This window comes from Streptomyces sp. C10-9-1 (genome assembly GCF_024497955.1).
GTDB classification, from domain to species: domain Bacteria; phylum Actinomycetota; class Actinomycetes; order Streptomycetales; family Streptomycetaceae; genus Streptomyces; species Streptomyces sanyensis.
Genome location: NZ_JANHKP010000005.1, coordinates 84,944 through 109,208 on the forward strand (window position 1 = coordinate 84,944; position 24,265 = coordinate 109,208).

The following is a 24,265-nucleotide window of genomic DNA, read 5'->3' on the forward strand; positions in this document are numbered from 1 at the left end:
GCGGCGCACGGAGGGGCGGGGCGGGCGGCGGCCCGCCCCGGCCGCTCACCCGAACTGGCCGGGGCGGTAGTCGCCCGCGGGCTGGCGGACGAGGACGTTGACCCGGTTGTAGGCGTTGATGAGCGCGATGAGCGAGACCAGTGCGGCCAGCTGGTCCTCGTCGTAGTGGCGGGCCGCCTCGTCCCACGCCCCGTCCGTGACGCCGCCTGCGGCGTCGGCGATCCTGGTGCCCTGCTCCGTCAGTTCCAGGGCGGCGCGCTCGGCCTCGGTGAACACCGTGGCCTCGCGCCATGCCGCCACCAGGTGGAGGCGGGTCGCCGACTCCCCCGCGTGCGCGGCCTCCTTGGTGTGCATGTCGGTGCAGAACCCGCAGCCGTTGATCTGGCTGGCACGGATCTTCACCAGCTCCTGGGTGGCGGCCGGCAGGGCCGAGCCGGCGACCACCGCCCCCACCGCGCCGATCCGCTTGAGGATGGCGGCGGAGACCGGGTTGGCGAAGAGGTCCATTCGGGCGTCCATGGTGAACTCCTGTGTTCTCGCGTGTGGTTTCACCTCTGTGACGGAGGGCGCCCGACGGGATGTGACACGCCCTTGTGTGATCCGCGCCTCACGGGCCGCCGGAGCGGGACCGGGTCGGCGAGGCTCCGCGCGCGTCAGCCCTGCCGGATCCGCGCCCCGTGCCGGTCCGCCGCGCCGGCCTCGCGCGACCAGCGGAACTCGACCTCCGGATAGCGGGGCGACGGCGTGTCGAGCAGCGGGGCGGGGCGCCCCCGGAGGAACCGGTCGAGGAAGGCGCGCACATGGACACGGACGAGCACCGCGGAGCGGGCGGGGTCGAGGGTGCCCAGCAGCGCGGCGTACACCTCGGGCGGCCAGTGCTCCGCGAGCCCTCCCGCGGCGGCGAAGTGCGGCAGGTCGGTGTAGCCGAGGTGACCGCTGCCCGCGATGCGCAACTGCCGCGCCCAGCCGCGCTGGTTCTGCCGCCAGCGCTGCCAGGTCTCATGGTCCTCCAGGGCGGTGAGCAGCAGGAAGGGGCGGTCCAGCCCGCGATCCGGCACGCTCGACCCGAACAGGCCCGCGTCGAGGGCCGCGCCCGCGCGGAAGCGGCGGTCGACGCGCAGGGCCTCGGCGGCCGCCGCGCCCCCCATGGAGTGCCCGAGCACACCGACGCGGTCCGGGTCGGCGAGGGGCCGCAGCGGATGCCGGGCTCCCGGATGGCGGCGCGTCAACTCGTCGGCCACGCACCGCAGATCGCCCACGCGGACGGCGACCTCCAGGCGCTCCTGGGCGGCCCAGTCGGCGGGTTCGCCGGGGATCGCGCTGTAGCGGGCGCGGCCGTCCGGGAACTCGACGACCGCCGCGTCATGGGTGTGGTCCACGCCCGCGACCAGGTACCCGTGGGAGGCGAGCTCCTCGGCGAGTGCCGTGAGGTTGCTTCGCCCGCCCTTGCGCCCGTGGCCGACCAGCACCAGGGGAAGCCTCCTGGGCACGGCGGGGGCACCGCGCCGGGCGTGGGGCCGTACGCGGGCGAGGGTTCCGGGAGCCAGCGGCAGGCCCGACTCCAGCGCGGCGGCGACGCGCGGGGTGGTGTAGGAGGCGGGAGCCCGGCCCCGGGTGCGCCGGGCCGGGTACCACAGCTGCACCATCAGCTCGCGGGGGCGGTCTCCGGGGACCAGCGGGTCACGGCGGCGGCGGTCCACGAGGTGCAGGGCCTCCGTCCCGACCGCCAGGGGGCCGGTGGGGGCGGGCAGGGGCACGGCGGGTCCGCCTGCGGCGGCGGCAGCGGCGGGCCCGGACGGCAGTACGGCACCGGCGGCGCCCGCACCGGCCAGAGCGAGCAGTTGTCGGCGTGCGAGCATGGTGCACCCTCCCTGTGGGCCGGTCCGACGGCGCCTCAGGTTAATTGGTCCGGACCAATCTGCCCAGGGGTGTGGCCGGCCTCCCCGCCGTCGCCCCGCCGCCCGCGGGGGCGGTCGGCGCGCCCCCGGCGCCGCACCCCGACCGCCGTCCGGGCACCTGCGCGGACCGCGGCCCCGGAGAGACCGCCGCGGCCGCCGCACGGTCCCGCGCCCCGGGCCGGCCCCCCGGATTCCGTGTATCCCGGCGCCTGCGCGGCAGCCGAACCGTGCGGCGCAGCGCCTTCGGAGGCACCCCGCGGAAGCGCTTCCCCTATTGCCTGGAGCACCGCGGTTCCGCGGAGCACCGCGATTTCCGGAACCCTGTTCCCCGAGGGGCTTCACCCGCACATCCCGGGACGCAGCGTATTTCCTCGCAATTTCCCGTTTCGCGGGCGCCTCAGCGGCAAGACGCATCAACGTCGGACACCACGACTCAGGGAGTGAGACGATGTCGGGCGAGAAGAAGGCCAAGGCCCGGGCCGAGCAGGTCAAGGGAAAGGTCAAGGAGACCCTCGGCCGCGCGGTCGGCAACGAGCGCAAGACCGCCGAAGGCCGCACCGAACAGTCCAAGGGCGATGCACGCCAGGCCAAGGAGAAGATCAAGGACGCGTTCCGCCGCTGAGGCGCCGGGACACCGGAGTGGGGCCGCGCACCTGGTGCGCGGCCCCACTCCTTCGTGTGTGCACCCGCTCACGGCACCCGTCGCTGGCGGCGGCGGGCCGCAGGAACGCGACGCAGCGACGCGGAGCGCATGGGCGAAGCCGTATTCCACCCGTGGCGGGGGAATACGTCCGCGGGGGTCCGGAGGAATTCCCCGGACCCCCGCGGACGGCATCGGAAGCCGCGCTCTCCGGCAGCCGTACGACCGCCTACCAGCGGTACCAGCGGCCACGCCGGCCCGCACCCGCCGCGGGGCGGATGACGAATCCGAGCAGCCAGACGACCAGCACGACGGCGGCGATCCACCAGAGCGCCTTCAACGCGAATCCGGCACCGAAAAGAATCACGGCGAGAAGCAGAACGAGAAGGACGGGGACCATGTTTATCAACCTCCTTCGAGGCTGGTTCCCCTGCCTTCCCGAAGCACACCTGCCTCTTCTCCCTGCACCGGACCGGGCGCGGAATCGTTCCGCGCTGCGCGAGGGGCACCGCGTCGCCGGGTACGGCCGGGGCTCATCGCGGGGGCCCGGTCCGTGTGCCGTCGGCGAGTCGGGCCGTGACGGCGACCGGCGTGCCGGCGGCCGCGGCGACGGCGGCCGTCGTTCCGGCCACGGTCGTGTCGAGTCCGCCACCGAGATCGAGGCGTACGGTGCCCCGGCTGCCCGCCGCCAGGACGAACCAGTTGCCTCCGGGCGAGCGCCACCGGGTCCCCGCCGCGACGTGGCGGTCGAAGTGGGTGCACGCGGCCGTGTCCCGGGCCCGGGCGACGACGCGGCCCGGCGTCCCCGGGCCGGAGCCGGGGAGCCGGAAGCGGACGGCGACCTCCCCCCGGCCCTGCCAGGTGTCCGCCCGGGTGCAGACCCAGGCCGCCGGCCCCGCGCCCTCGGGCAGGTCCTGGCGGGCGAAGACCCAGTCGTTCACGGCGCGCACACCCTGGTCCCTGAGGCCGCGCAGCGTGCAGGCGCCGCGCGCCCAACTGGTCAGGGCGGAGGGCGACAGGGCCTCACGGGGCCGGCGTGCAGGTGCGCCCGAGCCCGGTGGGGGCGTGTGGGTGAGGTGGACGGGTGTCAGTCCGCCGAGGTCGGTGAGCAGGAAGCCGTGCCGCTCGGCGATCCGCGTGGAGGAGCGCAGCACCAGCACCGGCCAGGAGACGCAGGGCCCGCCGGCGGGCGGGGCGGGGACCGGTGCGGTGACGCCCCCGCGGACGCCGACCGGGCGGGTGGCCGCTCCGGGCTCCCTGAGGTCCCGCACCCCGGTCCGGGCGATCCAGGGGGCCAGCAGGTAGCGGGTACCGCGCGCGCTCCGGGTGAGGGCCACGGCGGCCGCGGTGGTGACATCGGCCCGGTCGGTGCGTGCGAGGTGCAGCTCGGGCGCGTCGGCGCCGCCGGTCTCCGTGTAGCGGGCCAGGCGTGTTCCGTCGTGCAGGAGGACCACGTCGGCCCCGTCGAGCCGGTCGGCGAAGAGCAGCGACGGAGGCTCGGCGGGCGCCTGGGCACCGGTGTCGGCGGCCGCGGACGTCCGGACCCGGGGGCCGTCCGCCGTTCCCGCCCAGGCGTCCAGCGCCCGCTGGAGCAGCCGGCGGTCGCCGCGGCGCTCACCGCGCGGAGGCCACGCGGTGAAGTCGAGGCGGGCGGTGCGGTCCCACCGGTCGAGGGGGGCGGTGCGCAGGGCGGCTGCGTCCAGGGCCTGCGGCGCCGCCCGCCCGGGGGGTCCCGCGGCCGGGCCCGCCGGCCTGTCCCCCGCCCCCCACAGGGCCGCGGTCCCCAGCAGGCAGGCCGCGAGGGCCACGGCGGCGGTGCGGGTCAGCGCGCGGCGGCGCAGCAGGTCGGTGGGGTGCAGCCGCACCTGGACCGGATCGAACTCGGCCGCCTGCAAGATCCTTCCTGCGTCGGCGAGGGCCGCCGGGCCGGACGTCGCCCGTACGGCGGGGAGCGGATCCGCGACCCCGGCCCGGGCCAGCACCCCGGCGGCTTCGGGGGCGGGGAGGGCGTCGACGGCGGCGAGCGCGAGGACGGCACGGGCCTCGGGAGGCAGGAGCGACAGAGCGCGGGCGGCGGCGAGTTCGTCCGCGCCGCCCATGCGCGGTGCCATCCGCAGTCCGAGGACGAGGGGCAGGCCCGCGGTGGTCCAGGGTCTGCGCAGTGCGGCGAGGCAGTACCGGACGAGGCGCACGCGGCTCTGCCCGTACCCGTCGGCGCCGCTGCGGCGGCCGGGCAGGGCGCGCTGGGCGAGGGTGTGCGAGGCGATCACCGCGCGGTGGGCACCCAGGGCCGGCTGGAGGACGAGGTAGGCGATCCTGACGAGTCGGCCGTAGGGCGCGGCGGGGGCGTCGAGGTGCTGGTCATCCCCGGGGCCCGGGGCGCCGCCCGGGCCCTCGGGTGCCACGGGATCGGGCGGAGTCGGCATGTGTCCTCGGCTCGTGGTTCGTCGGACGGTCGGGTACGCCGTCCGGGTCAACGAGCGGTCACCGGCCGCGGTCACCCCGGCGGGTGGCGGGGCACACGTTCCGCCGATCCGTGTCTCAGGTGTTCGGGTCGTGTGCGGACGGGGCCACGGCGGGACGGGGACCGGACGCCGGCAGGGCGCCGCGGGCCCCGGCCGCCGCGCGTGCCGCCGCCTCCCGCGCGGCCTGCTCCGGGTGGCGCCGCCGCCAGTAGGGGTTGTCGTGCCCCAGCTTGCTGGAGACCCGTCCGTACATCCCGAAGGTGAGGATCACCAGGCCCATGACGAAGCTGAAGATCACGTTGGTCATGCCGAAGTCGAGGACGTTGGCGGGGCGGTCCAGCACCGCCAGGTGGGCGAAGCCGCTCAGGACGAAGAGCGCGCCGACCGTCATGTTCAGGGTCGACGCCACGTTCCCGCCGATCACGCCGCCGGCGATCAGGACGAGGCCCACCACGGTCGACAGGACGCTGAGGGCGACGTTGGTGGTCATGCCCGCGATGGTGTCGCCCGAGGTGGAGAACGGGCTGAGGGCGTCGGCGAAGCCGAGGCAGCCGAACACGATCAGGACCAGGCCGCAGAAGGCGGCGCCGTAGCGGTAGACGGTCGCCAGGTGGTGGTCGACCGGGAGTTCGTCGCGGAGTTTCATGCCGCTTGTTCGGAGCCGGGACCGCCAAGGGATGCACTTCCTCCTGATATGCACCCTTACAGGCCTTCGCGTGTTCTCGGCACCCCGCTCTCCCGGCGGCGGAGCCGGTGGGCGCCTGTGCCGGTCGGCCACGGGGGTGCACCGCCTCCTCCGGGGCCCGCACCCCCGGCGTACGGTGGTCGCGGGGCACCCCGGTCCCCCGCGGCCTCGACGCCGACCAATCCCCGGCGGTGACGTCTCCGAATGCCAGCTGTGACGACCCAAAAGCGTGTACCCCCGCTCCGCGGCCCCGCCGCCGCGAGCGGCCTGCTGGCCGCCTTCGCCTCGCTCGCGACCGCGGAACTCGCCGCGGCCGCCGTCCGGCCGGGGGCGGGGCCGGTGGCAGCCGTCGGCGGGAGCGCGATCGACCTCACGCCCGCACCCGTGAAGGACTGGGCCATCCGCACCTTCGGGGAGGACGACAAGCTCGTCCTGCGGCTCGGGATCCTGGCCGTCCTCGCCCTGTGCGGCGCGGCCGTGGGCCTGCTCGCCCTGCGGCACCGCCGGGCGGGCTCCGCCGCGGTCCTGGTGTTCGGCGCGGTGGGGGCGGCCGCGGCGCTCGGCCGCCCGGACTCGCAGTCGTGGACGGACGCGGTGCCGTCGACGGTCGGGGCGGTGGCCGGGGCGGCGGTGCTGTACCTGCTGGCCGGAAGGCTCCAGGCGGCCCGCCCGCCTGCCCCGCAGGGCGCGGAAGGCGCGGCCTGGGACCGCCGCGGCTTCCTCGTCACCGCGGGGGCGGTTGCCGCCGCGTCGGCCGGGGCGGGCGCCGTGGGGCGCCTCCTCTCCGGCCTCCGGGGCGGGGACGCGGTGGCCTCGCGCGAGGCCCTCGTGCTGCCCGCGCCCGCGTCGCCCGCACCGGCCGTTCCCCGTGGGGCCGCGCTCAGGGTCCCCGGCATCACACCGTTCACCACACCCACCGAGGACTTCTACCGCGTCGACACGGCCCTGGTGGTGCCCAAGGTCGACGCCGGGTCCTGGCGGCTGCGCCTGCACGGCAAGGGGGTGCGGCGACCGGTGGAGTTCTCGCTGCGGGACCTGCTCGCCCGCGAGCTGATCGAGCGTGACATCACCCTGACCTGTGTCTCCAACGAGGTCGGCGGCCCGTACACGGGGAGCGCGCGGTGGCTGGGCGTGCGGCTGGCGGAACTGCTGGAGGAGGCGGGAGTGCGACCGCCCTCGCAGGGCGGCCCGGCGGACCAGCTGGTGGCGCGCTCGGTGGACGGGATGACGCTGGGCACACCGGTCGAGGACGTCATGGACGGCCGCGACGCCCTGCTCGCCGTGGGCATGAACGGTGCTCCGCTCCCCTTCGACCACGGCTTCCCCGTGCGGATGGTCGTCCCGGGCCTCTACGGGTACGTCTCCGCGTGCAAGTGGGTCGAGGAGCTGGAGCTGACCACCTTCGACGCCTACGACCCCTACTGGGTCAAGCGCGCCTGGGCGCGCAGGGCCCCGGTGAAGACGCAGTCCCGGATCGACACGCCCAGGCCCTTCGCCCGGCCCGCGCGGGGCACGGTCATGGTCGCGGGCGTGGCCTGGGCGCAGCAGCGGGGCGTGGAGAGGGTGGAGGTGAGGGTCGACGACGGGCCCTGGGTCGCGGCCGACCTGGCCGCCGAGCACACGGTGGACACCTGGCGCCAGTGGTCCTTCCCCTGGCGGGCGACGCCGGGCTCGCACACGCTCACCGTCCGGGCCACCGACCGGACCGGGCGGACGCAGCCCGAGCGGCGCGCCCGGCCGATCCCCGACGGGGCCACGGGCTGGCACTCCGTCGTGGTGACGGTGGAGTAGCGTGCCGGGCGTCAGGCGCCGGCGGCCGTCCCGCCCGCCCGGGCCGCCAGCCGGGCCGCAGCGCTCTCGATCAGCATGTCCAGGGCGGCCGGGTAGGCACTGACGTTCATCTCCGCGACGAGGTACGGGGCGGAGCCCGCGATCCGGGGGTGGGTGCCTGCGGGCAGCCGCGCGTAGGTCGCCTGCCAGACGGCCTCGTCCGCCTCGCGCGCCTCCTGCGGCAGGGCCAGGGCGGCGGCGTCGAGGGCCGCGAAGGCCAGGGCCTGGTCGATGAAGCAGTGGTACACGCGCACGGCCTCGGGCACCGGGAACCCCGCGCGGTGCAGCACCCCCAGAACGGCCTCGTCGGCGGCGATCTCGTTGGCGCGGCCCGAGACCCGGCTGGCCGTGAGGACCGCCGCCTGCGGGTGGGCGAGATAGGCGGAGTGGACACGCCGGCCGAGGGAGCGCAGGTCGTGCTGCCAGTCCTCGGTCGGCGACCAGCCGTCGAGTGCACGGCCGATCAGTTCGTCGCCGATGGCCAGGACGAGCTCGTCCATGCCGCGGAAGTAGCGGTACAGGGCGCTCGGATCGGCTCCGAGGGCCAGCCCGAGGCGGCGGGCGGTGAGCCCGGTGCCTCCGTGCTCGCGGAGCATGCGCAGGGCCGTGTGCACGATGAGCCGTTCGGAGAGCACCGCGCCCCGCTTGGTCGGCCTGCGGCGCCGGCGGTCGCCTTCGGCGACGACGTTCTTGGGCATTCCGGGTCCGTTTCGTCGGCATTCGCGTGGACCTTATGCCAACGCCATTGACCCTGGCAACCGGGGGCGCGTTGGATCGGGCCGACGGCGCGGAGCGCCCGTCATGAACGGAAAGGACCTGCTATGCGCATCTTGCTGATCGGTGCGGGCGGCGTCGGCACGGCCGTCACCCGCATCGCCGCCCGGCGCGGCTTCTTCGAGCGGATGGTCGTCGCCGACTACGACCTGGACCGGGCCGAGGCGGCCGTGGCGGCGGTTCGCGGCGAGGGGGCGCAGGAGCGTTTCGCCGCGGCGCGGCTCGACGCCTCCGACGAGGATCAGGTGCGCGCCCTGCTCGCGTCGGAGCGCTGCGACGTGCTCCTGAACGCCACGGACCCGCGGTTCGTGATGCCGCTGTTCCGGGCCGCCCTCGCCGTCGGGGCGCACTACCTGGACATGGCGATGTCCCTCTCGCGGCCGCATCCCGAGCTGCCCTACGAGCGCACCGGCGTGATGCTCGGCGACGAGCAGTTCGCGCTGGCGGAGGCATGGGAGCGCTCGGGGCGCCTGGCCCTGGTGGGCATGGGGGTCGAGCCGGGGCTGTCGGACGTCTTCGCCCGCTACGCGGCCGAGGAGCTGTTCGACACCATCGAGGAGGTCGGGGTCCGCGACGGGGCGAACCTCACCGTCGAGGGCCACGACTTCGCGCCCTCGTTCAACATCTGGACCACCATCGAGGAATGCCTCAACCCCCCGGTGGTCTACGAGAAGGACCGGGGATGGTTCACCACCGAGCCGTTCAGCGAGCCGGAGGTCTTCGACTTCCCCGGCGGCATCGGGCCGGTGGAGTGCGTCAACGTCGAGCACGAGGAGGTGCTGCTGATCCCGCGGTGGGTGGACGCCCGGCGGGTCACCTTCAAGTACGGCCTCGGCGAGGAGTTCATCAACGCACTGCGCGTGCTGCACCGCATCGGTCTGGACCGCACCGAGCCGGTGGCCGTGACGGCGGCGGACGGCACCCGGGTCGAGGTCTCCCCGCGTGACGTGGTGGCGGCCTGCCTCCCCGACCCGGCGGCCCTCGGCGACCGGATGCAGGGCAGCACGTGCGCGGGAACCTGGGTGAAGGGCACCCACGAGGGGCGGCCGCGCGAGGTCTACCTCCACCACGTCGTCGACAACGCCTGGTCCATGAAGGAGTACGGCAGCCAGGCCGTGGTCTGGCAGACGGCCGTGAACCCGGTGGTGGCCCTGGAGCTGATCGCCTCGGGCACCTGGTCGGGAACGGGGGTCCTGGGTCCCGAGGCCCTGCCGCCGCGCCCCTTCCTGGACCTGCTCACCGCCTACGGCTCGCCCTGGGGCATGCGCGAGCAGTAGGCCCGCGCGGTGCGGCCGGTCCTCGCCCCCGGCGGGGCGCTGCGGCGCCCGGTGTGTGCCGCCGGGGGCGAGGCCCGCTCCCCCTCCGCCCGGACGGGCGACCGCCGGCACGGCAGGTGCCGGGCCCGCGGGCAGGCAGGCCCGCGGAGCGCGCCTGCGGGGGACCACCGGCCTCCGCGGCTGCCGCGGAGGCGGCCGGGGCCGACAATGGCGGTACGGCGGGCCCCCGGCGCACAGGGTGCGGGCCCGGGGCCGGAGAGGAGCCGCCATGCGGGCACGTCCGTCGGCGGATGACCGCGTCCAGGCCCTGCGCAGGGCCGTGCGGATCACCGCGGCCGCGACCGCGGGCTTCCTCCCCCTGGTCTACTGGCTGGATGCGCCGGTTGCAGCGCTGTACGCGCTGTTCACGCCCATCGCCCTCGGCGTGCTGTCCCCGCTGCCCGGGTCCGGGCGGGACCGGGCCTCCCTGGTGGTGCGGGCGCTGCCCTGGGCGCTCGGCCTCGTCGCCCTCGGCACCGCGCTGGCGGTGAGCACCGCGGCGGCGGTGGGCGGGATGCTGGTCGTCGGGTTCGTCCTGTCCTTCGGGGCCGCGGGCGGCCCGAGGCCGGCGGGCGCGGCTCCCGGCCTGCAGCTCTTCTACATCCTGGCCTGCTTCCCGCCCTACGCGCCGGACACGCTCCCCGAGCGCCTTGCCGGGGTGCTGGTCGGCGGGGTGCTGCTGGTCACCGCCGAGTCGCTGGTGCTCCCGGCGCCCGCCGTGGCCTCCTGCCGTCTGCGTCTGGCGGAGGCCCTCGACCTCGCGGCCTCGGCAGCCGTGCAGGCCGCGCGCCGCGGTGCGGTCGACGGGGCGGCCGCACGGCGGCTGCGGGCCGCGGGGCAGGAGCTGCGGATGTCCAGGCTGCCGCCGTCGGTCCGCCCCGCCGGGGTCGGCCGCACGGACCGGGCCCTCGCCCAGACGGCCATGGCCGTGCGGCGCCTGCTCGACCAGCTGGCCAGATCCGTTCGGTGGCCGGCGGACCGGGCGGCACCCGATCCGGCCTCGGCCCTGCTGCTGCGCCAGGTGGCCGACGCCTGCCGCGGCTCGGCGAGGGCGCTGCGCGGGCGGGGTCCTGCCCCCGGGCCCGCGGCGCTCTCCGAGGTGGTGGGTGACTTCCTGCGCACGCGCGCCTCGACCGGGGACGCCGCGGACGACGCCGCGGTCGCGGTGGAGCGCCGCCGGTCCGCGGTGCTGGCGGTGGCGGTGCCCGCGCTCATCGCGCAGACCGCCGTCGCCGTCGGGGCCGGTGCGCGCGAGGTGCCCGCGGGGATCCCCCGGGAGCAGTTCTGGTACGCCGCCGAGTCCACCCCGCGGCTGTGGCTGCGCCGGCTGGCCGGCAACACGACCGCTCAGTCCGTCGTCCTGCAGAGCGCGCTGCGGACGGCGGTCGGCCTCGGGGCGGCGCGGCTGGTGGCGGGCACGCTGGACCTTCAGCACGGCTTCTGGGTCCTGCTGGCGGTGCTGACACTGGGGCGGACCACGGTCCGGGCGACGTGGTCGGCGGTGCGGGCGGGGATCCTCGGGACGTTCTTCGGTGCCTCGGCGGCCGGACTGCTGGTGCTGGGCGTCGGGGACGCTCCCGGCGTGTACGCGATGCTCATGGTGCCGCTGATGCTGCTCGCGTTCGCGGTGGGGCCCGTGGCCGGGACCGCGTGGGCGCAGGGGCTGTTCACGGTGGTCGTCGCCACCGCCTTCGCCCAGCTGGCCTCGGCGTCGTGGCGCATTGCGGAGACGCGGATGCTCGATGTGCTGACCGGGTGCGCGGTGGGCCTGCTGTGCGGGGTGCTCGCCTGGCCGGCGGGGGCGCGCAAGGAACTCCGCCGCAGCGTCTCCGAGCTGCTGCGCTCCGTCGCGCCCCTCGTACCGGCGACCTCCGGTGCCCTGGTCCCGGCGCCGGAGCGTTCGGGCGGGGACGGCGGACCGGCGGGGACGGTCCCGGTGTCCGCGCAGGAGCTGGACCGGGCCGTGCACCGGCTGCGGCTCGCCGAGGCGGCCTACGCGCAGTGCCGGAGCGAACCCGGCGGGGCGGGCGGCGGCGGTCCCGACTGGCTGGCCGCGCTGAACAGCGCCGTGCACGTGCTGATCGGCGCGCGGTGGCTGCCCCGGCTCAGCCGCGATCCGGCGGTCGTGCCGGCGCCCTCGGCGGCCTGGGCGCACGAGGCGGCGCTGGACCTTCAGGCGGCGACGGTGCGGGCCGCGTCCTTCCCCCCGGGCGGCGTGTCGGCCGGCGGGCCCGCGCGGATGCCCGATGCCGCGGTGTGCGCGGGCCCGGCGCTGCCGGTCCTGACCGACCTGGAGAACTGGTTCGCCGTCCTCGCCGCCGAACTGGAGGCCGTCGGCGCCCCGCAGCGGGGCCCGGGAGGGGCCGGGAGCTGACAGCACCGCCCCGGCCCCGGGGCACTGGAGCGCTCAGAGCCGCTTCGGGTGCGGTGGGTCCTGCGGGACCGCGGCACCGGAGGCTGCCGGGACCCCCCGGGGTTCGGCCGCCGTGATGTCCGGGTGGTGCAGGTCGAACGCGGGCGATTCGCTGCGGATGCGGGGCAGGGTGAGGAAGTTGTGCCGCGGCGGCGGGCAGGACGTGGCCCACTCGAGCGAGCGGCCGTAGCCCCACGGGTCGTCCTCCTCGACCTTCCTCCCGTGCTGCATGGTCTTCCAGACGTTGTACATGAACGGAAGCATCGACAGGCCCAGCAGGAACGACCCGATGGTGGAGAGGGTGTTGAGCGCCGTGAAGCCGTCGGCCGCCAGGTAGTCGGCGTACCGCCGCGGCATGCCCTCCGCGCCCAGCCAGTGCTGGACCAGGAAGGTGGTGTGGAAGCCGGTGAACAGCGTCCAGAAGGTGATCTTGCCCAGGCGCTCGTCCAGCATCCTGCCGGTGAACTTGGGCCACCAGAAGTGGAAGCCGGCGAACATCGCGAACACCACGGTGCCGAAGACGACGTAGTGGAAGTGCGCCACCACGAAGTAGGAGTCGGAGACGTGGAAGTCCAGCGGCGGCGAGGCGAGGAGGATGCCCGTCAGCCCGCCGAAGAGGAAGGTGACCAGGAAGCCGATCGTCCAGAGCATCGGCGTCTCGAAGGACAGCGCCCCTCGCCACATGGTGCCGATCCAGTTGAAGAACTTCACACCGGTCGGTACCGCGATGAGGAAGGTCATGAACGAGAAGAACGGCAGCAGCACACCGCCGGTGACGAACATGTGGTGGGCCCATACCGTGATCGACAGCCCGGCGATGGCGATGGTCGCCCCGACCAGGCCGATGTAGCCGAACAGCGGCTTGCGCGAGAAGACCGGGATGACCTCCGAGACGATGCCGAAGAACGGCAGCGCGATGATGTACACCTCGGGGTGGCCGAAGAACCAGAAGAGGTGCTGCCACAGCAGGGCGCCGCCGTTGGCCGGGGCGAAGACGAGGCTGCCGAACTTGCGGTCCGCCTCCAGCACGAACAGGGCCGCGGCGAGGACCGGGAAGGCCATGATGACGAGGACGCCGGTCAGCAGCACGGTCCAGGTGAACATCGGCATCCGGAACATCGTCATGCCGGGCGCGCGCATGCAGATGATCGTGGTGATGAAGTTGACCGATCCGAGGATGGTGCCGAAGCCGGAGAAGGCCAGGCCCATGATCCACATGTCGGCGCCCACACCCGGCGAGCGGACCGCGTCGTTCAGCGGCGCGTAGGCGAACCAGCCGAAGTCGGCCGCGCCCTGCGGGGTGAGGAAGCCCGAGACGGCGATCAGCGAGCCGAAGAGGTAGAGCCAGTAGGCGAACATGTTCAGCCGCGGGAACGCCACGTCGGGCGCACCGATCTGGAGCGGCATGATCCAGTTCGCGAAACCGGCGAACAGCGGGGTGGCGAACATCAGCAGCATCACCGTGCCGTGCATGGTGAACGCCTGGTTGAACTGCTCGTTGGACATGATCTGCGTGCCCGGACGAGCGAGCTCGGCGCGCATGAACAGGGCCATGACGCCGCCGACCAGGAAGAAGCCGAACGCCGTGACCATGTACAGCGTGCCGATGACCTTGTGGTCGGTGGTGGTCAGCCAGGAGACGACGAGTCGGCCCGGACTGCGGCGCGGCCCCTCCTGCGCCTCGTGGTCCGCTTCCGCGCCCTGGGGCGGGCCGAGCCGCGAAGGTGATCCGAATGTCACATGAACTCCCCGGACGGTGCCGCGTCTTCGACGCCCCAGGGCCCTCCGGGATCAGGCCGTCGGGGCGAACCGGGGCACGTACGGCGGTCAATCTAGCCGCTCGATCGGGTCGTTCTGCCCTCCAACATTCCGAAATCATCTGATACATCCCCTTGAGCAGGGGGCCGGCGATCCGGCGGCGCCGATCCCGGCACCGCCCGGTGCGCCGGGGCCGGACCTGCGAGGGCCCACTCCCCTGCGGCCCCCCGGTCGCCCCGGCCCCGCCACGGCCGGAACCCACGCGCCGGCCGGTCGGGGCCGGCGCCCGCTCCCCGCTCCCCGGACCGCCTCCGCTCCCCCGTGCGGGGGGCGAACCGTCCTCCGTGCGGTGAGTCCGGGCAGGTCGGAGGGCATGTCCCGGGTGCGGGTGATCCGATGGGCGCATAGTGGGCGGAAGATGGGACAGGAGGCCGGATCCGCACCGCACAGGAGGACGGCGGATCCCGCTCCGGCGGCCCGGCGCCGACGGGGCGGACCCGGCACGGCCGGCCGTCCGGGAGTGAGGCTCGTTGAACGGGAAGAGGTCACCGCACACCAGGCGCGTGCCGGCAGGGCGGTCGCTGCTGGGCGTGCGCACCGTGGCGGGCCAGGTGCTGCTGCTGCAGGTGGTCGTGGCCGTGCTGCTGATCGCCGCCGCGCTGACGGCCCTGCTGCTCCAGGCCTCCCACGACAGCGGTCAGAACGCGCGCAACCGGTCGCTGGCCGCGGCCGCCGCGATGGCCGGGTCCCCCGGGATGGCGGAGGACCTCACGGGGCCCGATCCCACGCGCGTGCTCCAGCCCGTGGTCGCCGGGGCGACCGAGACCGCGGGGGTGGACTTCATGACGATCACCTCCCCGACCGGGCTCCGCTACGCCGACAGCGAGCCGCGGCTGATCGGCACCCGCACGCCCGGGGTGGAGCGGGCGACCGAGGGGGAGGCCTTCACCGAGATCTTCGAGGGCGCGCCCAGCGACGCGGCCCGCGCGTTCGTCCCGGTGACGGACGACGACGGGCAGGTCGTGGGGCTGGTCGGCGCCGGGGTGCGGATCGTCACCGTGGGCGACTCGGTGGAGCGCCAGCTCCCGGTGCTGCTCGGGTCGGGGGCCGTGGCACTGGCGCTGGCGACCGCCAGCGCGGCACTGGTGAGCCGGAGGCTGCGGCGGCAGACGCACGGGATCGGCCCGGCCGAGATGACGCGCATGTACGAGCACCACAACGCCGTGCTGCACGCGGTGCGGGAGGGAGTGCTGATCGTCGACCCGGACGGCAGGCTGGCCCTGGTGAACGACGAGGCGCAGCGCCTGCTGGGGCTGCCCGAGGGCGCGGTGGACCGGAAGGTGTCGGAGCTGGGGCTGCGGCCCGGGCTGGCCGCGCTGCTCGCCTCCGAGCGGGCCGTGAGCGACGAGGTGCACCTCGTCGGCGACCGGCTCGTCTCGGTGAGCACCCGGCCGACGGCGCCCTACGGCGGCAACGCGGGCAACGTGGCCACGCTGCGGGACACCACGGAGCTGCGCCGTCTGTCGGGCACGGCGCAGCGGGCGCGCGAGCGCCTGACGATCCTCTACGACGCGGGGGCGCGGATCGGCACCACACTGGACGTCCGGGAGACGGCGGAGGAGCTGTCGCGCGCGGTGGTGCCCCGGTTCGCCGACTTCGTGACGGTGGAGCTTCTGGACTCGGTGATCAGGGGGGACGAGCCGTCGGGCGCGGTGGCCCAGATGCGGCGCGCGGCCGTGAGCGGTGTGCGCCCCGACCACCCCTTCCAGCCGGTCGGCGACGTGATCCGGTTCGCCGCCCCCGGGACGCCGATGCAGCGGGCCCTGGAGGGGGTCCGCGCCGTCGTGGAGCCGGACCTCGCGGCGGCCTCGGGGTGGCGCGCACAGGACCCCGCGGGGGCGGCGGCGGCACTGGAGTACGGCATTCACTCGCTGGTCGTGGCGCCGCTCCAGTCCGGTGAGGCCGTGCTGGGCCTGGTCGCCTTCTGGCGGGGGACGGGGACGCAGCCGTTCGAGGAGGACGAGCTGTCCTTCGCCGAGGAGCTGGCGGCCCGGGCCGCCGTGGCGATCGACAACGCGCGGCGCTTCAGCCGCGAGCACGCCATGGCGGAGACCCTGCAGCGCAGCCTCCTGCCCCATGTGATGCCGCGCCACACGGCGCTGGAGGTGGCCTACCGCTATCTGCCCTCGCACGCCCGGGTGGGCGGCGACTGGTTCGACGTGATCCCGCTGCCGGGCGCGCGGGTGGCGCTGGTCGTGGGCGACGTCGTCGGGCACGGCCTGCAGGCCGCGGCGACGATGGGCCGCCTGCGCACGGCGGTGCACAACTTCTCGACCCTCGACCTGCCCCCCGACGAGCTGCTGACCCGCCTCGACGAGCTGGTCAGCCGCATCGACCAGGACGAGCCCGGGGGCGGCGCCGGCGACGGCATCACGGGCGCCACCTGCCTGTACGCCGTCTACGACCCGGTCTCCGGGACCGTCGCCACCGCACGGGCGGGCCACCCCTCCCCCGCCCTGGTGCTGCCCGACGGCACCGTCCGCTTCCTGGACGTGCCGGTGACCCCTCCGCTCGGCCTCGGGGGCCTGCCCGTCGAGACCGCCGAAACGGTCCTGCCCGAGGGAAGCCGGCTGGTGCTGTTCACCGACGGCCTGGTCGAGCAGCGCGGCCGCGACATCGACGAGGGCCTGGAGACGCTGAGCAGGACCCTCGGGGCGCTCGCCGGGCGCACCCCGGAGGAGACCTGCGAGGCCGTCGTGCAGGCCATGCCGAGCGGGGACCGCAGGGACGACATCGCGCTGCTGGTGGCGCGCACGGGGCGGCTCGACCCCTCGCGGGTCGCCGAGTGGGAGGTACCGAGGGACCCGGCGTCGGTGCGCACGGTGCGCAGCGCCTGCATGCGGCGGCTGGAGGCGTGGGGGCTGGAGGAGGTCGGCTTCACGACCGAGCTGGTGCTGAGCGAGCTGCTGACGAACGCCATCCGCTACGGCTCCGCCCCGGTGCGCGTGCGGATGCTCTACGAGCGCTCGCTGGTCTGCGAGGTGTCGGACGGCAGCAGCACCTCGCCGCATCTGCGCCGGGCGGCGGCGACGGACGAGGGCGGACGCGGCCTGTTCCTCGTCGCCCAGCTCACCTCGCGCTGGGGCACCCGGTACACCGCGACCGGCAAGGTGATCTGGGCGGAGCTGGCCCTGGGCGGTCCGGAGCCGGCGGCCTGGTGACGCGGGCGGGCTCCGGGCCGCCCCGCCTCCCGGTGCCGGGAGGCGGGGTGGCCGGGCGCCGGACCCGCGGCTACTCGAAGCGGGCGGGGTCGCCCGCGCCCCGCCGCACGATCTCCGGGACGTCGCCCGAGAAGTCGACGACGGTGGTGGGCTCGGTGCCGCAGTCGCCGGAGTCCAGCACGGCGTCCACGACGTGGTCGAGGCGCTCCTTGATCTCCCATCCCTGGGTCAGCGGCTCGTCCTCGTCCGGCAGCAGCAGGGTGCTGGAGAGCAGCGGCTCCCCGAGTTCGGCGAGCAGCGCCTGGGTGACCGTGTGGTCGGGGATGCGCACCCCGACGGTCTTCTTCTTGGGGTGCTGGAGCTGGCGCGGCACCTCCCGGGTGGCCGGGAGGATGAAGGTGTAGCTCCCGGGAGTGGCCGCCTTGACGGCGCGGAAGACGTCGTTGTCGACGTGTACGAACTGGCCCAGCTGCGAGAAGTCCCGGCAGACCAGCGTGAAGTGGTGCCGGTCGTCGAGGTTGCGGATGGAGCGGATCCGGCTGAGGCCGTCCCGGCTGCCGATACGGCAGCCCAACGCGTAGCAGGAGTCCGTGGGGTACGCGATGAGGGCGCCGTCGCGGATGCTGTCGGCGACGCCGCTGATGGTGCGGCGCTGGGGGTTGTCGGGGTGCACGTCGAGGTACTTCGCCATCCGCCGAGTCTACGGTCTGCCCCGGCGTCCCCCGGCGGGCCCGGCCCGGCACCGCGGGGCCTCGCCGCGGTGCCGGCCCCCCGGACCCTCCCGGCGGCGGCACGGCCCTCCCGCGTGCGGCGCACCGCGCCCGGCGGCCCGAGCCGGTCGGCCGGGCCGGCGGGGACGGCCCCTGGCGCCGCGTCAGGCGGGGCCGCGCGCCCGGGAGTGGCGAGCCGCGCCCCCGGCGGCTGCCCCGGGCGGGCCGGCCCAGCCCCGCCCGGCACGGCCCCGGGGGAGCCGGGGCCCGGACCCCGGAGGCGGGCCCCCGGGCGACCGCAGCCCGGCGACCCGGCGCGCCCGGGGGCGCACGCGCCGGAGCGCACCTGTCCGCGGCCGCGCTGCCTGGGCGTCAGGGCCCGGGTGCGGGGCAGCCCCCACGGAGGCGCGCGGCGGCCAGCAGGTGCGCCACGGCGCGGGACGTGCCGGTCAGCCGGAGGCGTCTGCCGTCGCGGCGCCAGAGGGCGAGGGCCTTCAGCAGCGAGGAGTCGGCGAAGGTGACGCGGGCGGTGTCCAGGACCAGCAGCCGGGCGCCTGTCGCCGCGGCGGAGGCCAGCAGGGCGCGCACGGGGGCCACGCTGTAGTGGTCGATCTCGCCCCGCAGGGCGATGCGCAGCAGGATCCCGGCGCTGGTGCAGGAGTGGACGACGAGGTCCCCGCGGTACCGGGCGGCGGGGCGGTGCCGGTGCGCGAAGGGCGCGGGACCGGCGGGACGCAGTATCGGAGCGGTACTCGGTCTGCTCATGCCGTGATCAACTTCGGGGGCGGGCGCGGGGCAACGTCCTCCCCCGCACCGTCACCCCCCGGTGGGAACGCACTCCCCGGAGCGGCGGACACCGGCCACCCTCCCGCAGCACACGGCGGCCGGGCCCGAGCACCGCACGGGCGGTCAGAGCGCGGCCTCCAGCCGGCGGCGCACCTCCTCCTCCGACACGTCCTCCAGATGGGTGAGGAAGACCCACAGGTGGCCGAAGGGGTCCTTGAGGATCGCGGTGCGGTCCCCGTGGAACATGTCCTTCGGGGGCTGGAGAACCTCGGCGCCCTCGGCCTCCGCCCTGCGGACCAGCGCGTCCACGTCCGGGGTGAAGACGTGCAGAGCGACGGTGGTGCCGCCGCTCAGGGCGGCCGGCGACCGCCAGGCGGCCGCCTCGGCCTCGGGGACGCTCGCGTCGCCGAGCATGAGCACGCTGCCGCCGATGCCGATCTCGGCGTGGAGGACCCCGCCGTCCGGCGCGCCGAGGCGGAAGTCCTCCCTGGCGCCGAAGGCGCGCCGGTAGAAGTCGATGGCCGCGGGGGCGTCGTCGACCATGATGTGGGCCACCACCGCCCGGTGGTAGCGCTCGGGGGCGTCGGCGGGGGTCGGACGGCTCTCGGTCACGGGGCACTCCCGGTGGTGCGGGTGCGGCCGGTCGGCGACCGGCCCGTCACGACGACCGTAGGAACTCAACCATGGTCGAGGTCAACACCGCGGCCCTCCGCGGCGCGGGGCGCGGCGGGGGCGGGTCCCGGCGGGCCGAGGGCGGACACTGGACGCATGGAGATGTCCGTTCCTGGCGTCGACGGGCTGCGAAGGCAGCTCGGCGCCCGCCTGTTCCTGCGGGTCGCCGGTCCCTCGGGCACCGGCAACCGGGCCCGGATCCACGGCGCTCCCGGGCCCCGCTGGTTCGCGCCCGAGCGTCCCATCCGGGTCGTGCACGGCGACGCGTCGATGTTCATCGGAGGGCTCAGCGCCCTGCTGCTCCAGTCGCTTCACCCGCTGGCCATGGCCGCGGTCGCGGCCCACTCCGGGTACCGGGGCGACCCCTGGGGGCGGCTCCAGCGCACCAGCACCTTCCTCGCCGTCACCACCTACGGCACCGCCGAGGACGCCCAGCGGGCCGTCGACCGGGTGCGGGGCGTGCACCGCCGGGTGCGGGGCACCACGGCCGCGGGCGAGGCGTACTGGGCGGCGGACCCCCGTCTGCTGGGCTGGGTGCACGCGGCGGAGGCGCAGAGCTTCCTGCGCGCCCACCAGGTGTTCGGGCGCTGCCCCCTGGACCCCGCGGGCTGCGACGACTACCTCGCCGACACGGCGCGGGTGGCGGCCGCCCTCGGCGTCGTCGACCCACCCCGCGACCGGGGGGAACTGCGGGCACGGTTGCGGGCGTACCGGCCGCAGCTGCGTGCCACGCCGCAGGCCCGGGAGGCGGCCCGCTTCCTGCTGCTGCGCCCTCCGCTGCCGGCCGCGGCACGGCCGCCGTACGCGCTGCTGGCGGCCAACGCGATCGCGCTGCTGCCGCCGTGGGCGCGGGAGCTGCTGGGACTGCCGCCGCTGGGCGGTCCCGGGATCCGGCTGGCGGGCCACGCGATGACGCGGGCCATCCGCTGGGCGATGGCCCCGCCCCCGGAGGGCGGCGCGGACCGGGCACGGGAGGCGGCAGGGTGAGCGGTGCGCGCCGCCTCCGGCCCGGCGCGGACCGCGCGGGAGGGGACGGTGGCCCGGCGGGTCCCTCCGCCCCCCGTGCGGGCCCCGGGGGGCGGGTGCATCCGCCGGGGACCAGCATGGGGAAGCAGGACGTGTGAGGGTGAGCGCCCCGGGGCCGCGGCCGTGCCGCGGCGCGGCCGCCGGGGGCGCGCACGGGGCCCGAGGAGGCGCTGATGACGGACACCGCGCAGGACGGCGCGCAGCACTGCCTGGTCACGGGGGCGACCGGCTACATCGGCGGCAGGCTGGTGCCGGAGCTGCTCGGCGCCGGCCACCGGGTACGCTGCCTGGCCCGCTCGCCCGAGCGGCTGCGGGACCACCGGTGGGCCGGGCAGGCGGAGGTGGTCGGGGGCGACGTCCTCGACCCCGGCTCCGTCGGGGAGGCGATGCGCGGGATCGACGTCGCGTACTACCTGGTGCACGCGCTCGGCACGGGCAGCGGCTTCGAGGAGACCGACCGGCGGGCCGCCCGGATCTTCGCGGAGCAGGCCCGGCTGGCCGGGGTGCGGCGGATCGTCTACCTCGGCGGCCTGACGCCCGAGGGGGTGCCGCGCTCGGAGCTGTCGGCGCACCTGCGCTCGCGGGCCGAGGTCGGGGACGTCTTCCTGGAGGGGGAGGTGCCCGCGACGGTCCTGCGGGCGGCGGTGATCATCGGCTCGGGCTCGGCCTCCTTCGAGATGCTGCGGTACCTCACCGAGCGGCTGCCGGTGATGGTCACGCCCAGCTGGGTGCGCACCCGGATCCAGCCGATCAGCGTGCGCGACGTGCTGCGCTACCTGGCCGGGTCGGCGGGGATGCCCGACGAGGTGAACCGGGCGTTCGACATCGGCGGACCCGAGGTCATCACGTACCTGACGATGATGCGCCGCTATGCCGAGGTCGCGGGCCTGCCCAGGCGGCTGATCGTGCCCGTGCCGGTGCTCACCCCCCGGCTGTCGAGCCACTGGGTCGGGCTGGTGACCCCCGTTCCGCACGCGATCGCCCGTCCGCTGACGGAGTCGCTGCGCCACGAGGTGGTGTGCACCGAACACGACATCGCCGCGTACGTGCCCGACACTCCGGACCGGCCGCTGGCGTTCGACGTGGCGCTGCGCCTCGCACTCCAGCGGGTGCGCGAGGCGCAGGTGGCCACCCGCTGGTCGTCCGCGTCGCTGCCGGGCGCCCCGAGCGACCCCCTGCCGACGGACCCCGACTGGGCGGGCGGCAGCCTCTACACGGACGAGCGCGAGCTGGCGGCCGAGTGCCCGCGGGCGGACCTGTGGCGCGTGATCGAGGGCATCGGCGGTGAGAACGGCTGGTACTCCTTCCCGCTCGCCTGGGCGGTCCGCGGCTGGATGGACCGCTTCGTCGGAGGCGTGGGGCTGCGGCGGGGGCGCCGTGACGCACAGCACCTGCGGGTCGGCGACTCGCTGGACTTCTGGCGGGTGGAGGAGATCGTGCCCGGGCGGCTGCTGCGGCTGCGGGCCGAGATGAGGCTGCCGGGTCTGGCCTGGCTGGAGTTGCGGGCCGAGGACGACGGCCCGGGGCGGTCGCGCTTCCGGCAGCGGGCCGTGTTCCATCCGCGGGGCCTGCTGGGCCACGCCTACTGGTGGAGCGTGTCGCCCTTCCACTCGGTCGTCTTCGGCGGCATGGCGCGCAACATCGCCGCCAAGGCCGAGCAGGACGCGGCCGCCTCCGGTCCCCGCCCGCCCGGCTCAGGGGGACGGGTGGCGGCCGGTGCGGGCGGACGGGCCGGCAGGTGAACCGGCCGCCCGCCCACTGGCTGTTCGGCGACCAGCTGGGGCCCCGGTTCCTCGCCCCCGGGGACGGCGGCCCCCACCGGGACGCCCCCGTGGTCATGATCGAGTCGAAGGCGGTGTTCCGGCGGCGGCGCTTCCACCGGGCCAAGGCGCACCTGGTGCTGTCGGCCATGCGCCACCGCGCCGCCGAACTGGGCGACCGGGTCCGCTACGTGCGGGCCGAGACCTACCGCGAGGGCCTGCGCGCGGCCGTGGGGCGCGGGCCGCTGACGGTCCGCCATCCCACCTCGCGGACCGCCCTGGGCCTGGTGCAGTCGCTGGAGCGGGCGCGGGTGCTGCCGCCCGCGGGGTTCCTCGTCCCGCGGGAGGAGTTCACCGCCTGGGCGGACGGGCAGGGCGGCGGGCGGCTGCGCCAGGAGGCGTTCTACCGGTGGGTGCGCCGACGCCACGACCTGCTGATGGAGGGCGACGGACCCGCGGGCGGACGGTGGAACCGGGACCACGACAACCGGCAGCCCCCGCCGCGCGGCGCGGCGGAGCTGGGCGCTCCCCCGCCCTACCGCCCCCGCGAGAGCGCCGTGGACGAGGAGGTCCGCCGCGACCTGGACCGCTGGGAGCGCGACGGGGAGGTGTCCTTCGTGGGACGCGACGGGCCCCGCCTGTTCCCCGCGACACGGCGCGAGGCGCTCGCGGCGCTGCACCGCTTCGTGGAGCACCGGCTGGCCGGCTTCGGGCCCCACGAGGACGCGATGCTGCACGGCGACCCGGTGATGAGCCACAGCCTGCTGTCGTCCTCGCTCAACCTGGGCCTGCTCGACCCGGCGGAGTGCGTGGAGGCGGCCGAGGCCGCGTGGCGCGCGGGGCGTGCCCCGCTCAACAGCGTCGAGGGGTTCGTGCGGCAGATCGCGGGCTGGCGGGAGTACGTCTGGCAGCTGTACTGGTACTTCGGGGAGGACTACCGGGCCGCCAATGCGCTGGGGGCCCGCGGGGCGCTGCCGCGGTGGTGGGAGGAGCTGGACGCGGACGCCGTCGCGGCGCGCTGCCTGTCGCGGGTGCTCGCCCAGGTCCGGGACACCGGCTGGACCCACCACATCCCCCGGCTGATGGTGCTCGGCAGCCACGCCCTCCAGCGCGGCTGGGACCCCGCGGCCGTCACCGGCTGGTTCCACCGGTGCTTCGTCGACGGCTACGACTGGGTGATGCTCCCCAACGTCACGGGCATGTCCCAGTACGCGGACGGAGGGCGGATGACGACCAAGCCCTACACCTCCGGCGGGGCCTACATCGACCGGATGAGCGATCTGTGCGGCCCGTGCGCCTACCGGCCGGACCGCAGGGTCGGGGAGGACGCCTGCCCCTTCACCGCCGGGTACTGGGCCTTCGTCCACCGCCACCGCGACCGGCTGGAGCGCAACCCCCGCACCGCTCAGGCGGCGCGGGGGCTGGGGCGGCTGAAGGACCTGCCGGAGCTGCTGCGGCAGGAGGAGGGGCGGGACGCCGGCGCGGCGCCCTGAGGGCCGGCGGGGCGTCCGCCGCCGCAGGTCAACGCGCGCGGCGCTCCAGGACGCAGCCCGGGCCGCCGGGGTCGGGCCGCACCAGCTCGGCGTCGCCCGCCAGTGCGTCGGCCACCGCGGCGACGGCCCGGCCCAGATCGCCGCCGGGCGGCAGCGGTGGCGGGGTCCCGGCCACGGCGCGGTCCACGAGCCCGGTGTCGAGGTGCCCGAGCCGCGCCTCGACGACCCGCACCCGCCGTCGGCGCTGCTCCGCGCGGGCGGCGGTCAGCCAGGCAGCCAGGGCCGCCTTGGAGGCGCTGTAGTCGGCCATGCCCGGCTGCGGGGAGGCCGCGACGACCCCGGTCAGGGCGAGGACGGCGCCCCCTTCGGCGAGCAGGGGCAGCGCGGCGCGCAGCAGGGCGGCGGGAGCGAGCAGGTTGACCGTCACCAGGTGCTCGGCGTGGGCGTCCGGGAGGGTGTCGGCCGGGCCGAAGGCGACGGCGCCGACGGCGCAGACGACGGCGTCGAGCCCGCCGAGCCGCTCCGCGGCCCAGGGGGCCAGCGCGGCGCAGCCGTCGAGGTCGTAGGCGTCGAAGACGCGCCGGGGGGTGTCCGGTCCGGTCGCGCCGGCGACGGTCCCGAGGCGCGCGGCATCCCGGCCGGCGAGCGCCGTCCTGGCTCCGCGCGCCGTCAGTTCCCGGGTAATGCCGTGGCCGATGACGCCCGTGGCGCCGGCCACCAGGACGCGTGCTCCGGAGAGTTCCACGGTTCCTCCCGTTCCAGCGGGGCCGCGGGGCCCGTCGCCCCGCGGGACGGCCCCCGCTACCGTTTCCGGCCCG

The 24,265-nt window shown here is 75.9% G+C and carries 19 protein-coding genes; 8 read left to right on the plus strand and 11 right to left on the minus strand.

From position 1 onward, the window contains the following. Positions 1-45: 45 nt before the first annotated feature. Positions 46-519 (minus strand): carboxymuconolactone decarboxylase family protein, encoded by a 474-nt coding sequence (locus NPS70_RS08530; RefSeq protein ID WP_256523467.1) that lies wholly within the window; start codon positions 517-519, stop codon positions 46-48. 134 nt (positions 520-653) lie between these two features. Then, positions 654-1,859: an alpha/beta hydrolase gene (locus NPS70_RS08535; protein WP_256523468.1), complete on the minus strand. Its 1,206-nt coding sequence runs from the start codon at positions 1,857-1,859 to the stop codon at positions 654-656. Between the two features lie 487 nt (positions 1,860-2,346). Between NPS70_RS08535 and NPS70_RS08540 the strand changes: the two genes are divergently transcribed. Beyond that, the gene (locus NPS70_RS08540; RefSeq protein ID WP_256523469.1) at positions 2,347-2,520 is read left to right on the plus strand and encodes a CsbD family protein; all 174 of its coding nucleotides are present in this window, start codon (positions 2,347-2,349) and stop codon (positions 2,518-2,520) included. A gap of 247 nt (positions 2,521-2,767) precedes the next feature. On the opposite strand, the gene NPS70_RS08545 is transcribed toward NPS70_RS08540, so the two are convergent. The 3 genes from NPS70_RS08545 to NPS70_RS08555 form a co-directional block, all read right to left on the minus strand. Further along, entirely contained in the window at positions 2,768-2,938 is a 171-nt protein-coding gene (locus NPS70_RS08545; RefSeq protein WP_256523470.1) for a hydrophobic protein, read from the minus strand. A 133-nt stretch (positions 2,939-3,071) separates the two neighbouring features. Continuing rightward, the gene (locus NPS70_RS08550; protein WP_256523471.1) at positions 3,072-4,964 is read right to left on the minus strand and encodes a hypothetical protein; all 1,893 of its coding nucleotides are present in this window, start codon (positions 4,962-4,964) and stop codon (positions 3,072-3,074) included. A 115-nt stretch (positions 4,965-5,079) separates the two neighbouring features. Next, the gene (locus tag NPS70_RS08555) at positions 5,080-5,649 is read right to left on the minus strand and encodes a DUF4383 domain-containing protein (RefSeq protein WP_256523472.1); all 570 of its coding nucleotides are present in this window, start codon (positions 5,647-5,649) and stop codon (positions 5,080-5,082) included. 243 nt (positions 5,650-5,892) lie between these two features. Between NPS70_RS08555 and NPS70_RS08560 the strand changes: the two genes are divergently transcribed. After that, positions 5,893-7,479: a molybdopterin-dependent oxidoreductase gene (locus tag NPS70_RS08560; protein WP_374211964.1), complete on the plus strand. Its 1,587-nt coding sequence runs from the start codon at positions 5,893-5,895 to the stop codon at positions 7,477-7,479. Between the two features lie 11 nt (positions 7,480-7,490). On the opposite strand, the gene NPS70_RS08565 is transcribed toward NPS70_RS08560, so the two are convergent. After that, positions 7,491-8,216 (minus strand): TetR/AcrR family transcriptional regulator, encoded by a 726-nt coding sequence (locus NPS70_RS08565; protein WP_256523474.1) that lies wholly within the window; start codon positions 8,214-8,216, stop codon positions 7,491-7,493. A 123-nt stretch (positions 8,217-8,339) separates the two neighbouring features. Here NPS70_RS08565 and NPS70_RS08570 point away from each other — a divergent pair, with 123 nt between their 5' ends. Further along, positions 8,340-9,569 carry a saccharopine dehydrogenase family protein gene (locus tag NPS70_RS08570; RefSeq protein WP_256523475.1) on the plus strand — a complete coding sequence of 410 codons (1,230 nt, stop codon included), beginning with the start codon at positions 8,340-8,342 and terminating at the stop codon, positions 9,567-9,569. Positions 9,570-9,837: 268 nt separating this feature from the next. Then, the gene (locus tag NPS70_RS28495; RefSeq protein WP_305885629.1) at positions 9,838-11,982 is read left to right on the plus strand and encodes an FUSC family protein; all 2,145 of its coding nucleotides are present in this window, start codon (positions 9,838-9,840) and stop codon (positions 11,980-11,982) included. A gap of 33 nt (positions 11,983-12,015) precedes the next feature. Here NPS70_RS28495 and ctaD read toward each other — a convergent pair whose 3' ends face one another. Next, complete coding sequence (gene ctaD, locus NPS70_RS08580) at positions 12,016-13,761, minus strand: cytochrome c oxidase subunit I (RefSeq protein WP_256523476.1); 1,746 nt, start codon at positions 13,759-13,761, stop codon at positions 12,016-12,018. Between the two features lie 581 nt (positions 13,762-14,342). Between ctaD and NPS70_RS08585 the strand changes: the two genes are divergently transcribed. Next, the gene (locus NPS70_RS08585; RefSeq protein ID WP_256523477.1) at positions 14,343-17,000 is read left to right on the plus strand and encodes a SpoIIE family protein phosphatase; all 2,658 of its coding nucleotides are present in this window, start codon (positions 14,343-14,345) and stop codon (positions 16,998-17,000) included. A 70-nt stretch (positions 17,001-17,070) separates the two neighbouring features. Here NPS70_RS08585 and NPS70_RS08590 read toward each other — a convergent pair whose 3' ends face one another. The 3 genes from NPS70_RS08590 to NPS70_RS08600 all read right to left on the minus strand — a co-directional run bounded on the left by NPS70_RS08590 (position 17,071) and on the right by NPS70_RS08600 (position 19,039). Further along, complete coding sequence (locus NPS70_RS08590; protein WP_256523478.1) at positions 17,071-17,691, minus strand: L-threonylcarbamoyladenylate synthase; 621 nt, start codon at positions 17,689-17,691, stop codon at positions 17,071-17,073. A gap of 391 nt (positions 17,692-18,082) precedes the next feature. Then, complete coding sequence (locus NPS70_RS08595) at positions 18,083-18,475, minus strand: STAS domain-containing protein (RefSeq protein WP_256523479.1); 393 nt, start codon at positions 18,473-18,475, stop codon at positions 18,083-18,085. 144 nt (positions 18,476-18,619) lie between these two features. Next, a complete protein-coding gene (locus tag NPS70_RS08600; RefSeq protein ID WP_256523708.1) occupies positions 18,620-19,039 on the minus strand; it encodes a glyoxalase/bleomycin resistance/extradiol dioxygenase family protein in 420 nt (139 codons plus the stop codon). 225 nt (positions 19,040-19,264) lie between these two features. On the opposite strand from NPS70_RS08600, the gene NPS70_RS08605 reads away from it, so the two are divergent. The 3 genes from NPS70_RS08605 to NPS70_RS08615 all read left to right on the plus strand — a co-directional run bounded on the left by NPS70_RS08605 (position 19,265) and on the right by NPS70_RS08615 (position 23,447). After that, positions 19,265-20,155, plus strand: coding sequence for an oxygenase MpaB family protein (locus tag NPS70_RS08605; RefSeq protein ID WP_256523480.1), 891 nt, complete (start codon positions 19,265-19,267; stop codon positions 20,153-20,155). Positions 20,156-20,367: 212 nt separating this feature from the next. Continuing rightward, positions 20,368-21,936 (plus strand): SDR family oxidoreductase, encoded by a 1,569-nt coding sequence (locus NPS70_RS08610; protein ID WP_256523481.1) that lies wholly within the window; start codon positions 20,368-20,370, stop codon positions 21,934-21,936. Next, on the plus strand, positions 21,933-23,447 hold the full coding sequence (locus NPS70_RS08615; protein WP_256523482.1) for a cryptochrome/photolyase family protein: 1,515 nt from the start codon (positions 21,933-21,935) through the stop codon (positions 23,445-23,447). Before NPS70_RS08610 ends, NPS70_RS08615 begins: the two co-directional genes overlap by 4 nt. Positions 23,448-23,475: 28 nt before the next feature. Here NPS70_RS08615 and NPS70_RS08620 read toward each other — a convergent pair whose 3' ends face one another. Beyond that, on the minus strand, positions 23,476-24,192 hold the full coding sequence (locus NPS70_RS08620) for an SDR family NAD(P)-dependent oxidoreductase (RefSeq protein WP_256523483.1): 717 nt from the start codon (positions 24,190-24,192) through the stop codon (positions 23,476-23,478). Between the last annotated feature and the right edge of the window lie 73 nt (positions 24,193-24,265).

Excerpts from the sequence above, each read along its gene's own strand:
- NPS70_RS08595 (WP_256523479.1), bottom strand. The coding sequence starts at position 18,475 with ATGAGCAGACCGAGTACCGCTCCGATACTGCGTCCCGCCGGTCCCGCG.
- NPS70_RS08570 (WP_256523475.1), top strand. The coding sequence starts at position 8,340 with ATGCGCATCTTGCTGATCGGTGCGGGCGGCGTCGGCACGGCCGTCACC.
- NPS70_RS08535 (WP_256523468.1), bottom strand. The coding sequence starts at position 1,859 with ATGCTCGCACGCCGACAACTGCTCGCTCTGGCCGGTGCGGGCGCCGCC.
- NPS70_RS08545 (WP_256523470.1), bottom strand. The coding sequence starts at position 2,938 with ATGGTCCCCGTCCTTCTCGTTCTGCTTCTCGCCGTGATTCTTTTCGGT.
- NPS70_RS08560 (WP_374211964.1), top strand. The coding sequence starts at position 5,893 with ATGCCAGCTGTGACGACCCAAAAGCGTGTACCCCCGCTCCGCGGCCCC.
- NPS70_RS08600 (WP_256523708.1), bottom strand. The coding sequence starts at position 19,039 with ATGGTCGACGACGCCCCCGCGGCCATCGACTTCTACCGGCGCGCCTTC.
- NPS70_RS08540 (WP_256523469.1), top strand. The coding sequence starts at position 2,347 with ATGTCGGGCGAGAAGAAGGCCAAGGCCCGGGCCGAGCAGGTCAAGGGA.
- NPS70_RS28495 (WP_305885629.1), top strand. The coding sequence starts at position 9,838 with ATGCGGGCACGTCCGTCGGCGGATGACCGCGTCCAGGCCCTGCGCAGG.
- NPS70_RS08555 (WP_256523472.1), bottom strand. The coding sequence starts at position 5,649 with ATGAAACTCCGCGACGAACTCCCGGTCGACCACCACCTGGCGACCGTC.
- NPS70_RS08565 (WP_256523474.1), bottom strand. The coding sequence starts at position 8,216 with ATGCCCAAGAACGTCGTCGCCGAAGGCGACCGCCGGCGCCGCAGGCCG.
- NPS70_RS08590 (WP_256523478.1), bottom strand. The coding sequence starts at position 17,691 with ATGGCGAAGTACCTCGACGTGCACCCCGACAACCCCCAGCGCCGCACC.
- NPS70_RS08550 (WP_256523471.1), bottom strand. The coding sequence starts at position 4,964 with ATGCCGACTCCGCCCGATCCCGTGGCACCCGAGGGCCCGGGCGGCGCC.
- NPS70_RS08530 (WP_256523467.1), bottom strand. The coding sequence starts at position 519 with ATGGACGCCCGAATGGACCTCTTCGCCAACCCGGTCTCCGCCGCCATC.
- NPS70_RS08610 (WP_256523481.1), top strand. The coding sequence starts at position 20,368 with ATGACGGACACCGCGCAGGACGGCGCGCAGCACTGCCTGGTCACGGGG.
- NPS70_RS08605 (WP_256523480.1), top strand. The coding sequence starts at position 19,265 with ATGGAGATGTCCGTTCCTGGCGTCGACGGGCTGCGAAGGCAGCTCGGC.